The sequence below is a fragment of the Levilinea saccharolytica genome, assembly GCF_001306035.1.
GTDB lineage: Bacteria > Chloroflexota > Anaerolineae > Anaerolineales > Anaerolineaceae > Levilinea > Levilinea saccharolytica.
Map to the genome: position 1 here is coordinate 39,867 of NZ_LGCM01000034.1, position 12,413 is coordinate 52,279.

The window sequence follows — 12,413 nt, forward strand, 5'->3', positions numbered from 1 at the left end:
TCTGTTTTATACCCCGCCGTTTGCAGAACGGCAGATTTGAAGGTAGATCTATGCAGCTTGACCATCGTATTCAAAACGTTTTTAAGGACACCGCCATTGGGGATCTGCCCAAATCCTGGCGCACCTTTTTCATCGGCCGCCCGCTGGCCACCGCCGACGCCCCGCACCAGACCATCGGCAAGGTGGTGGGATTGGCTGTGTTTGCTTCCGATGCGCTGTCTTCCACGGCCTATGCCACCCAGGAAATTTTGATGATCCTGGCCCTGGCGGGCGCGGGTGCTTTCCGCTTCACTTTTCCCATCGCCCTGGCGATTGTGGCGCTGATGACGATTGTGGCCATTTCGTATGAGCAGACCATTCACGCCTACCCGGGCGGCGGCGGCGCCTATATTGTGGCGCGCGACAACCTGGGTGAAGTGCCCGCGCAGGCGGCCGGGGCAGCCCTGCTGACCGATTACACCCTCACGGTGGCCGTGTCCATCTCCTCCGGTGTGGCGCAGATCGTTTCGGCGGTGCCATCCCTTTTCCCTTACCGTGTATGGATCGCCGCGGGGCTGGTGCTGTTTGTGATGGTGATTAATTTGCGCGGTGTGAAGGAGTCGGGGGTGACCTTTGCCATCCCCACCTATTTCTTCGTGATCACCATGCTGCTGACGGTGTCTGTGGGTCTGTTTAAGGCGCTGACCGGGCAGTTGGGCACGGTGGTGAACCCGCCTGAGATGCATGTGGGCACGGCCGTGGCCGCGCTTTCGCCGTTCCTGATTTTGCACGCGTTTTCCAGCGGCACCTCCGCCCTGACCGGCATTGAGGCCATTTCCAACGGCATTACCGCGTTTAAAGAGCCGCGCAGCCGCAACGCCGGCATCACCCTGGTCTGGATGGCGGCCCTCTTGGGTGTGCTTTTCCTGGGGGTTTCCTACATAGCCCAGCACGTTGGCGCGGTGCCTTCGGAAACAGAGACGGTCATCTCGCAGCTGACGCGCACCATTTACGGCAGCCAGGGCCTGTTCTACTTCCTGGTCATGGCGGGAACGTCGGTGATCCTGGTGATGGCGGCCAACACCGCCTTTGCTGATTTTCCGCGCCTGGGGGCCTTGCAGGCGGGAGACGGCTTTTTGCCGCGCCAGCTGACCTACCGCGGCAGCCGCCTGGTGTTTTCCCGCGGCATCATGTCGCTGGCGGCCATCGCCATCACCTTGATCGTCCTCTTCCAGGCCAGCGTCACCCGGCTGATCCCCCTGTATGCCATTGGCGTGTTCCTGTCGTTCACCCTGTCGCAATCGGGCATGGCGCACCGCTGGTGGAAGGTGGGGCACTTAAAGAAAGACGAGACGGTGGTTGAGCCGGGGTCGACCCTGCGCTATGAGAAAAACTGGATGGTGAAGATGTTCATCAACGGCTTTGGGGCCGTGTGCACCTTCGTGGTCATGATCGTTTTTGCGGTGACCAAGTTCCATGAGGGCGCCTGGGTGGTGACGATCATCATCCCCTTCCTGGTGATTGTTTTCCTGACCATTCACCGCCATTATAAGGGCCTGGCGCGGCAGCTTTCGTTGGAACACGGCACAAGCCCCAACGGCATCAAACGCAACCGCGTGGTGCTGCTGGTGGGCGGGGTGCATCAGGGCACGCTGGCGGCTCTGCGCTACGCCCGTAACCTGACGGATGACATCACCGCCGTGCACATCGCCACCGACCCGGTGGAAGCGGAGAAGATCCGCGCCAAATGGGAGGTGTGGGGAGAGGGCGCACGCCTGATCATTCTGGAATCGCCTTTCCGGCTGTTTATGGAGCCGCTGCTGGATTACCTGGCCAAGCTGGAAAAGCTGCGCAAACCAGGGCAGCTGATCACCATCGTGGTGCCGCAGTTTGTGCCCAAGAAGCCAATTTTCCGTCTGCTGCATTCGCGCACCGCCGAAATGCTGCGCAAGGTCTTGCTCAACCAGGAGGATATGGTTATCATCGAGGTACCGTATCAAGTGGAATAGTTCCTGGACCGCGATGGATGCCAGACTCTTCTGAAACCCCCAGCACTCGGATGACCCCCTCCAACCCGCTGGGGGTTTTTCCACATTCCACAAGGGGGGAGGGCGAGGCGGCTAACCCGCAGCGCGGCAGGCTGAAAGTGTACTTGGGCTACGCGGCGGGCGTGGGCAAGACCTCGGCCATGCTGTCCGCCGCCCGCGACCGGGCCGAGGCAGGCGTGGATGTGGCCGTGGGGGTGGTGAACACCCACAACCGGCCCGAGATGGAAGCGCTGCTGTCGGACCTGCCGCAGATCCCGCTGCGCAAGATCTTAAGCCCGGAGCGCGTGCAGACCGAGATGGATCTGGACGCGGTGCTGAACCGGCGCCCCGCCCTGGTGTTGGTGGACGAACTGGCCCATGCCAATTTGCCTGGCAGCCGCCATCCGCGCCGTTATCAGGACGTGCTGGATTTGTTGGAAGCCGGCCTAGACGTGTACACCACGCTCAACATTCAGCAGTTAGAGAGCCTGGGCGATGTGGTACAGCAGATCACCGGCGGGATCGTGGTCGACGCCCTGCCCGATTTTGTGCTGGATGGGGCGGATGAAATTGAGTTGGTGGACCTGCCGCCGGATGAACTGTTGGAACGGCTGCGGGACGGCAAGGTGCATTTGCCGCCGGAAGGCCCAGAAACTCAGCCCGGCTTCTTTCGCAAAGGCAACCTGACGGCGCTGCGCGAGCTGGCCCTGCGGCGGACGGCGGCGCGCGTGGATGTGCAGATGCGCGACTACATGGCCGCGCGCGACATCACCGGGCCGTGGGCAGCGGGTGAGCGCATTTTGGTGTGCGTCAGCTCCCACCCCCTGGCTGAGCGCCTGGTGCGCACGGGGCGGCGGCTGGCAGGAGACCTGGATGCACCCTGGACGGTGGCTTTTGTCGAAACCCCTGGGCATGTGCGCATGCGCCCAGAGCAGCAGCAGCGCCTGAACCAAACCCTGCTGCTGGCCGAGCAGATGGGGGCCGAGGTGGTGCGGCTGACGGGGGTGAACGCGGCCGAGACGCTTTTGGCCTATGCCCATGCCCACAACATCACCAAATTGGTGGTAGGCAAGCCGCGTTGGCCGCGCTGGGTGGAATGGGCGCGCGGTTCCATCACCCAGCAGATTTTGCGCAAGAGCGGTAGTGTGGATGTGTTTATTATTGGCGAAACAGCCGCCGAGGAAAAGTCGCCTTCGATGCGCGTGTTTCTGCACAGCCCTGCCTGGCGCTACGCGGCCGCGGCGGTGCTGGTGGGCGGGGTGACCTTGTTGGGTGTCCCTCTGCACGGGCGCATCGAACCCACCAACCTGGTGATGATTTACCTGACGGCGGTGGTGCTGGCGGCGTTGTTTTTGGGGCGCGGGCCGTCCATGCTGGCTTCCTTGTTAAGCGTGTTGGCTTTTGATTTCTTCTTCATCCGCCCCACCCTGACCCTCAGTGTGGCGGATACCGAATATCTGATCACGTTTGCCGGATTGCTACTGGTGGGCCTGGTGATCAGCAATTCCGCCGCCCTGGTGCGGGAACAGGTGGAGCAGCTGCGTAAACGCGAGGCTTTCACCGCGGCGATCAACGCCCTCAGCCGCGATTTGACCGGTCTTTCGGACCTGGATGAGATGCTGCGGGCGGTCATCCGGCGCATTCAAACCGATTTCAGTCGCGATGTGGTTCTGCTGCTGCCTGAAAACAACCATCTGAAGGTGGCCGCGGCCTCGCCCCGCCTGGAAAAGCTAGGTGAGGAGGAGATGACCGCTGCACTGTGGGCCTTTCAGCACAACCGCGAAACGGGCCTGGGAACCAGCACTCTGCCGCAGGCCGCCATGCGCTGCATCCCTCTGCAAACCGTGCACGGCCTGGTGGGGGTGATGGGCGTGCAGCCCGCTGAGGCCCAGGGGCTGCTGACTGCAGATCAGCGCCACCTGCTGGAGTCTTTTGCCAGCCTGGCCGCTTTGGCCATTGAACGCGCGCGTCTGGCGCAGCAGGCCAGCCAGACCCAGGTGCTGCAAAGCACCGAAAAATTGCAGGCGGCGCTGCTGCATTCCATCTCCCATGAGCTGCGCACCCCCTTGGTCACCATCACCGGCGCGCTCAGTTCGCTGGCCGAGGGCGAAGCCGCGCCCGCCTTGCAGCGCGAACTGGCTGAGGCCGCTTACGGCGAAGCGCGCCGCATGAACATTTTGGTGGGCAATTTGTTGGATATGAGCCGCCTGGAATCGGGCGCGTTCCGGCTGAACCGCCAACCCAGCGATTTGTGGGATTTGGCGGGCGTGGCCCTTTCGCAGTTTGGCGAGCGCCACCCCGAACGGCAGGTGCTGACCGACCTGGCCGAAGACGCCCCCCTGCTGGATGTGGATATGGCTCTGATGGTGCAGGTGCTGGTGAACTTGCTGGACAACGCCGCCAAATATTCTCCCGTGCCAGCCCCCATTCGCCTGTTGGGGCGGCTGGAGGGCGAGGATGTGATCCTCTCGGTGGCGGATGAGGGCGTGGGCATTCCGCCGGAAGATTTGGAACGCGTGTTTGATAAGTTTTACCGCGTGCAGACCCCCGCAGGCCCGTCGGGCACAGGCCTGGGCCTGGCGATTGCCCGCGGCATCGTGGAAGCCCACGGCGGGCGTATTTGGGCGCAGAACCGGCCCGGCGGCGGCACGATCATCTCGATTCAACTGGCGCGCTGGGCAGAAAGGCAGGTGGGGTAGCGTATGGAAGAAACTGGCGTTCGCATTTTGGTGGTGGATGATGAACGCGCCATCCGGCGGTTTTTACGCGCCTCGCTGAGCGCCCACGGCCATACCATTCTGGAGGCAGCCGCCGGGCGCGAGGCGCTCAGCGCGGTGGCCGAGCAGCGCCCCGACATCATTTTCCTGGATTTGGGCCTGCCGGATATGGATGGGGTGGAGGTGACGCGCCAGATCCGCGAATGGAGCGACACGCCCATCATCATCCTTTCGGTACGCGACCGCGAAGCGGATAAAATTGCCGCGCTGGAGGCGGGCGCGGATGATTACCTGGTGAAACCGTTTGGCATGGGCGAATTGATGGTGCGCATGCGGGCGGTGCTGCGGCGCGTGTGGCAGGCGCACCGGCAGGAAGCCGTGTTTCAGAGCGGTGAGTTGAAGGTGGATTACACCCGCCGCCGGGTATGGGTGGGGGAGCGGGAAGTGAACCTGACCCCGACAGAATACGACCTGCTGAAGCTGCTGGCACAGAACGCGGGCAAGGTTTTAACCCACCCGCACATGATTCAGAAAATTTGGGGCAGCGACCTGATTGGCGCGGATCATTTGCTGCGGGTCAACATCAGCAATTTGCGCAAGAAATTGGAGGCCGACCCGGCCCGCCCGCAGTATATCCTCACCGAGGCAGCGGTGGGCTACCGTTTGCGGTTGGAATGAAAGAAAATGTTTAGGCGCGCCTAAAAAATTCTAAAGTTTCAATATAAGAATCAAGCATCCCTATTGACTCTTTGACTTCCTTTATCTATAATAAGCATGTACTCTTACCAATTTGTAAGGTCGTTCTAACCAAAATGCAAACAGTACGGCGGCTGTGAACTAAACTCTAATTTGGTCGCTTGGAGGGTGCAGAGACCCGCCGAGAGTTTAGGGAGCCAAGTAGCGAAACCGGCCCACATGGTCGGTTTTTTTATTTACCCTCTTTGGTTTGAAAGATCTTCCGCTTGGGATTTCCTGCCCTCATCACCGCTCCCTCAAGCGTCTGGGAATCACCTGTTCTGGGTCACGGCGTTGGACCCACCGACGTTTACCGAATGTATCGCGGTCTAGTGGAATGAGTGGAGGGAACCATGTATCCAAAAATCAATCAATTGATGCGCAAAACCATGCGGGCCAGCTACATGCTGGGCGTGGTGCTGCTCATCGCAGGCATGCTGCTTTCGGCGATGAACCAGCCCGCCCTGGCGGCCAGCGCCCCGGTGACGCCCCCGCCGCCGGTGGATAACGATGATGTCATTGTGGAACCGGAGCCGGTGGAGACGGCCGTGCCGGATGACCCGGCGCCGCCCGAAGAAGATCCCCTACCTACGGAAGATCCTGCTCCCACCGTCTCCCCGGTGACCCCGCGCGAGGATCCCATTCACAGCAACGACTCGGATGGGGACGGCGTGGGGGAGGGGGATAACTGCCCGTACATCGCCAACCCGGATCAGGCGGACGCCAATCAGAACGGCATTGGCGACGCCTGTGAAGACACCCAGGCGGCCAATGTTCCCAGCGCGGTGCATGACTTCAGCGTGAGCATGAATGGGGTCTTTGTGGAATTCACCCATATCGGCCCGGCGTCGTTCTCCTATTCGTGGAATTTTGGCGACGGCAACAGCAGCAGCGAAGAGAACCCCCTGCATGAGTACGCCGCGGCGGGCACCTATTCGGTGACGCTGACCGTGGTGGAAACGGAGGGCGGCAGCCCCATCGCCGTCACCAAAGCGGTGGTGGTGACGGATACCGTCCTGCCGCCGATGGTTTGCGATTTCAGCCTGAGCCATGACGGCGGCGACACGCCCACCGTGCCGCTGACGGTTTCGTTTAACAACCTCAGCGAAAATGCGGACAGCTTCACCTGGACGTTTGGCGACGGTTCGGGCAGCATTCTGACCAACCCTACCCACACCTACACCACCGCGGGCACGTTCAACATCCTTCTGGTGTGCTCCCGCCCCGGCGAGACCCTGCAAGCTACCGGGCAGGTTTCCATCGCCCCGGCGACTTCCAGCCTGTCGGCCACCTTTGTTTCCACCCAGGCCAGCCCGGCGGATCTGTTCACCTTCAACTTTGACGCCACCGCGGTCAGCACCGGCACGATCACCGGCTACGCCTGGACCTTTGGGGACGGCGGCAGCAGCAGCGAAGAAGACCCCACCCACACCTATGCTGCCCCGGGCACCTATTACGTGCATCTGGTGGTGACGGACAGTTTGGGCAACACCGTGCACGCTTTTGGCGCGGTGGAAATTTATGTGGGGGCGCCCGCCCCGCTGCCCGCCTTCAGCGTCAGTCCGCAAACCGGCCCTGCCCCGTTGGAAGTGAGCATCAGCAACGAGACCAGCGGCGGCCCGGTGACGCAGTGGTCGTGGAATTTCGGCGACGGCTACACCCTGGTGACCACGGATAACCTGCCGTCTCTCGAACACACCTATACCTCGATCGGAACCTACACCATCACCCTCAACGCCAGCGGCCCTGGCGGATCGGGCACGACCTATAAGCAGGTGGTGGTGACGGTCAACGATACGCCTGTGCAGGCGCAGTTCAGCCACGAATTTGTGGGCAGCTACGGCCCCGACGGCCAGCAGGTGTGCTTCAGCAACGACAGCACCGGGCCAGTGGCTAGCTTCCAATGGAATTTGGCCTCAGGCGGCGCCAGCACCGAGATGAACCCCTGCGCGTACTTCACCGAAGGGACTTACATCATTGAGCTGCGCGTGGTGGGCACCAGCGGCCAGATTTCGACGGCCAGCAAGCGCCTGAATGTGGTTCCCAACACCATCCCGCCGATCGCCAGTTTTAACGTCAACGCCACCAGCGGCACCACTGTCACGAATTTCAACTTCACCGACACCAGCACGGGGGTCATCACCAACTGGTCGTGGGACTTTGGCGACGGCAGCGCGCTGGTGACCACCCGCAATGTGTCCAATAAACGCTTCAACACGGCTGGAGCCTATGTGGTCACGCTGACCGTCACCGGCCCAGGGGGCAGCTCTTCGGCTTCGAAGACGCTGACGATCACGGCGGTGACGCCCACCTGTGCGATCGGCATCCAGCCGGATATCGTCCGCGCGGGCGATACGGTGACCCTGACCGGCTTCGCCAACAACCTGCCCGCGGGGGTCACGGCTACCGCCTGGGATTGGACCATCAGCAACCCGGCCCAGGCTTTGAGCGGCCAGGTGGTCACCTTCCTGGCGGCCACGCCGTCCTTCACGGCCAGCCTGCGCGTCACCTTGAGCGACGGCAGCTTCTTGAACTGCGCTCGCAGCCGCACGGTGTACGCTGCCGACTTTATCTACGCGACCTGCTCGGCCACGCCCAACGACCCCTCGGTGGGTCAGGTGGTCAACTTTAACGTCAACCCCAGCCTGCCGGCGGGCGTGACGGTGGCTTCGTACCAATGGAATTTCAACGGCGAAGGCAGCGCGGCGATTAAGACCCCCACCTTCAGTTTCAGCACCATCGGAGCTAAAAATGTCAGTGTACTGGTCACGTCCAGTACAGGCAGCCAGACCACGGCTGTCTGCAACGTGACCGTTTACGACCAGCAGTCCCTCAGCGTGCAGGTGGACCCAGAAACGGAACTGCTGCCCTACACGGTGACCTTCACAGCCGTGGGCGGTCCGCGGGATTTCAGCGGCTTTGTGTGGACCCTGCCGGACGGCTCGACGGCCTACGGTCAGAGCGTGGACTACATCGTCACCACCGCAGGCGACCAGTGGGCTTCGGTGGTCGGCACCTGGAAGTACGGCGAGCTGACCGCATCCGGCAAGACCGTCGGCTACACCACCACCACCATCCAGGCGGCCTTCACCCCGGATAAGTGGACCGGGGTGGTTCCGGTGGAGATTTGCTTCACCGATGAAAGCGTCAGCGAAACGCCCATCACCAGCTGGCTGTGGGATTTGGGGAACGGCGAAACCAGCACGGAACAAAACCCCTGCACGACCTACACCGTCGCGGGCGATTACACCGTCACCCTGACGATTAACAACACGGCGGGCCTGACGGCCATGGCCACCAATAATATCAAGGTCTTCTCGGTGGTGCAGGGCGGCTCGACCTTTACGGTTGATCCCTCTAATACGACCACCATTTGTTTCACCGTTTCCATGCAGCCGGGCGAGACGGTGGTGATGTGGGACTTCGGGGACGGCACGGTGGTGTACTTGCAGCCCAGCGATGATCCCAACTTGTGCCACACCTACGCATCCGGCGGCGACTATGAAGTCACCATGGTGGTGCAGGGTGCCATCGGGCAGTACGCCGTCCGGCGGGTGGTGACGGTCTCGGAACCGATTGTGGACCTCAGCCTGAGCCACCGCTGTGGGGACGAGGGCATCGAGTGGCTGGTGACCAACCCCAACACCTACCCCGTCACCATTTCCTTCAGCGTGACTGGCATCTCCGGCGGCACAGGAACCGTGGCCGCTAACGAGACCGCCATCTACGCTACCACGCCCTTGGGTACGGCGCGTAACGCCAGCGTTTCGTGGACGGCGGCGGATGAAGTGACGCGCAGCTACACGGATTCGGCGGCGGCGGATGAATGCACCACCAGCAATACACTGACCCTCACCTACCAGTGCGGTTTCGCGGATGAAACCACCTACACCTGGCAGGTGGTCAACACCACCGGCTACACCATTGACTTCACCTGGGACGTGACCAGCACCGCCCTCAGCGGCGGCGGCAGGGTGGGCCCCAACGGTTCCACCAGCTTCACCACCCCCATCCAGAGCTTCCCCACGCGCGAAACGCAGACCCTGAATGTGTACGTGGGCGAGACGCTCATCACCAGTCAAAACAGCGGTACGCCGTGCAAGGCCGATTTGACCCTTTCGCCGGTGTGCACCGAGAACAACGAAATTTCCTGGGTGCTGAGCAACCCCAATGCTGACCTGAGCTTTGACTACTCCTTCAGTCTGGACGTTGGAGCGGCCGTGGGGGCAGGCAGCATCGCCGGCGGTCAGACCCTTTCTATTCACACCTCGTCCAACGGCGGCCACAGCATGGTGGTGACCTACACCGGTGTGGACGGCTCGCGCCAGGTTTCGGCGCAGTCCAGCGCCTTCCAATGCGTGCCGCCTGGCGATCTGTCGGTGACTTTCACCTGTAATCTGGAAGATAACAGCGTGGATTGGCGGGTCTCGAACCCCAACGGGTACGAGGTGGACTTTGAATACTACATTGACCGCGCGCCGGAAGGCGAGCCGGATGGAACCGGCACAGCGGCGGCCAACACCAGCGGGGTGGCTTTTACCAGCACCAGCGGCGGCGGGCACACCGTGACGATTGTGTGGATGCAGCCCGACGAGGAGACCCGCTCGGCCAGCAACACCAGCGGTGAGTTCTTCTGCGTGCCGCCGGTGGAACTGGACCTGACCTACGCCTGCCCCACCGGTTCGGTCACGCGCCAGATCCGCTGGACGGTCTTGAACCCCAACGGCTATGATGTGGCCTTCTCGTGGTACCTCGACCGCGCGCCCACGGGCGCGGCGGACGGCAGCGGGGTGGTGCCCGGCGGTACGGTGGGCGAACCCGGCTCGCTGGAATTCCTGACCACATCGGGCGGGGCGCACACGGTGTACATCGTGTACGGCGAGGGCGAAGGCAGCTCAGAAACCAGCGAAAGCACCGCCGCTAACTACTGCAAGCCGCCCAAGGAAGGCAACCCCGATCCCACGCCCACGCCGGGCGGTGGTGGGGGTGCGGGCGGCGGGAACTTGCCCGCCTTGCTGCCCCCGGCCAACACCGGCGATGTGCTCATCCCGGTGACCGGCGCGGACCTGCGCCAGCTGCCCTTCGCGGTGGCGGTGCAGCGCTGGCTGACCAACCTGGGCCTGCTGCTCTTGGGCGTAGGCATGGTCTTGAACGGTCTGACGCGCCGTCCGCGGCGAGGACAACCGCCGCTGTAAGACCGCTCGATTATTAGGATACAAACAGAGCCGCCCGTGGTTGGGGCGGCTCTGCTCTTTGGTTCTTAGATCTCGGCGGCGGCGTTACTTTTTCAAAAAGACGCGCCCGGGCTTCCAGGGTGTGCCCACCAGCGGCAGCAGCCAGCGGTCGAGCCCCCACCAACCCGCCGTCTTCCAGGCCAGGATCAAGAAAATCGAGAGGGTGAATAAGAGCGGGTTGGTGCTGGCGGTTCCGGCCATCATGAAGTTCCAGTTGAGGAACCCGCCGAAAAAGGCGGCGATGCCCGCGAACATGCCCAAAATCAGGGCGGCCCCCACCAAGATTTCCCCAGCCACCACCAATTTGGAAAACCAGGTATAGGCCGAGCTGTCGAGCAGGGCCTGGATGAAACTGCGGTACCAATCAAAGGAAATAGCCGGGCGGGCGGGTGCTTCGGGAATCAGCACGGCGCGTTCCCAAAAGCCTTTCAGGGCTTCACCGCCCTGGGTCCAGCCGGGGTTGGAGAGCTTGCCAATGCCGCTGGAGAGCCAGGTGTAGCCCAGGTACAGGCGCATGAGCAGCCACAGCCAGGCCCAGGACGGGCTGCCGAACAGTTTGGCGGCAAAAGGCGGATCGGTGATCTCCACCAGGGGAGTACGGGTTTGAGCAGTCATGACTTCCTCCTTACAACTTATACAATACGGATAAGATAGGGGCGGCTTTTTGTGAAAGCCCCCACAAAGTGATTTTATCATATAATAGGATAAAAAATATCCAATATTCCTTACAGTCTTGGATAAGAAGAATCTCATGTGTGCACTAAATTAATACTATTTTTATCTAAATAAGATAAATTCAATACCATGTCCACCCTCGTTTTCAAGGGAAAACGGGGCATCCTTAACGATACAGCTCCTGATGGGAGGGAAATATGGGTAAAAAATGGATTTTGATCGCAATCTTGGTAGGTCTCGCGGCCGTGACCGCGGTGGTGATTCTGTTTCTGAAGCCCACCCAGGAAGCCAGTCAACCCTTGGCGGCCGTGCCCATTGCCACGGCCACCGCAGCGGCGCCCCCGACCCCGGCGCCCACCCAGCCGCCCGCCGCCGCAGAACCGGCTGCGCCCGCGGCCACCCAGCCTCCGGCGGCCGCGCCCGCCAGCGGCGAAAGCCTGTTTGAAATTGACCCCGCCCGTTCGGAAGCGCGCTTTAAGATCAACGAGGTGCTGAACGGCTCCCCCAAGACGGTCATCGGCGTCACCAACCAGGTGGCGGGGCAGATTGCCGTGGACCGCGGCAACTACGCCAGCACGCGCCTGGGCGAGGTGCGCGTGAATGCGCGCACGCTGACCACCGACAACGAATTTCGCAACCGCGCGGTGAAGAACCGCATTCTGCTCACCAATGATCACGAGTGGATTGTCTTTACCCCGCAGAGCCTCACCGGCCTGCCCGCTGAGGTCAAGCTGGGGGAGGCCTTCCAATTCCAAATCACCGGCGACCTGACCATCATCGGCAAAACCCAAAGCGTGACGTTTAACGCTGAGGTGACCGCGGTTTCTGAAACCGAGCTGAAAGGTTTGGCCGTCGCCACCGTGCGCTACAAGGATTTTGGCATCTTCATCCCCGAAGTGCCCTCCGTCACCGGCGTGGAGGATGACGTCATCCTGGAGATTGAGTTCACCGCGGTGCCTGTGCCCTAGGCACAGGCTGCCCCGGCGTGTATATCCAATTCATACACGCTTCTAATCCAAAATTGATCCTTCCGGTTTACACTTAAC

6 protein-coding genes are annotated in these 12,413 nt (G+C 61.8%); 5 read left to right on the forward strand and 1 reads right to left on the reverse strand.

The genetic code is table 11. The features are described from left to right. Window positions 1-50: 50 nt before the first annotated feature. The 4 genes from ADN01_RS09100 to ADN01_RS09115 all read left to right on the forward strand — a co-directional run bounded on the left by ADN01_RS09100 (window position 51) and on the right by ADN01_RS09115 (window position 10,653). Complete coding sequence (locus ADN01_RS09100; protein ID WP_062419731.1) at window positions 51-1,988, forward strand: APC family permease; 1,938 nt, start codon at window positions 51-53, stop codon at window positions 1,986-1,988. Between the two features lie 17 nt (window positions 1,989-2,005). Further along, entirely contained in the window at window positions 2,006-4,705 is a 2,700-nt protein-coding gene (locus ADN01_RS09105) for a sensor histidine kinase (RefSeq protein WP_113918800.1), read from the forward strand. Window positions 4,706-4,708: 3 nt separating this feature from the next. Next, window positions 4,709-5,401 (forward strand): response regulator, encoded by a 693-nt coding sequence (locus ADN01_RS09110; RefSeq protein WP_062419729.1) that lies wholly within the window; start codon window positions 4,709-4,711, stop codon window positions 5,399-5,401. Window positions 5,402-5,811: 410 nt separating this feature from the next. After that, window positions 5,812-10,653, forward strand: coding sequence for a PKD domain-containing protein (locus tag ADN01_RS09115; RefSeq protein ID WP_062419728.1), 4,842 nt, complete (start codon window positions 5,812-5,814; stop codon window positions 10,651-10,653). An 84-nt stretch (window positions 10,654-10,737) separates the two neighbouring features. Here ADN01_RS09115 and ADN01_RS09120 read toward each other — a convergent pair whose 3' ends face one another. After that, window positions 10,738-11,307 (reverse strand): DoxX family membrane protein, encoded by a 570-nt coding sequence (locus ADN01_RS09120; protein WP_062419727.1) that lies wholly within the window; start codon window positions 11,305-11,307, stop codon window positions 10,738-10,740. Window positions 11,308-11,564: 257 nt separating this feature from the next. Between ADN01_RS09120 and ADN01_RS09125 the strand changes: the two genes are divergently transcribed. After that, the gene (locus ADN01_RS09125) at window positions 11,565-12,335 is read left to right on the forward strand and encodes a YceI family protein (RefSeq protein WP_062419726.1); all 771 of its coding nucleotides are present in this window, start codon (window positions 11,565-11,567) and stop codon (window positions 12,333-12,335) included. The last annotated feature ends 78 nt before the right edge of the window (window positions 12,336-12,413 follow it).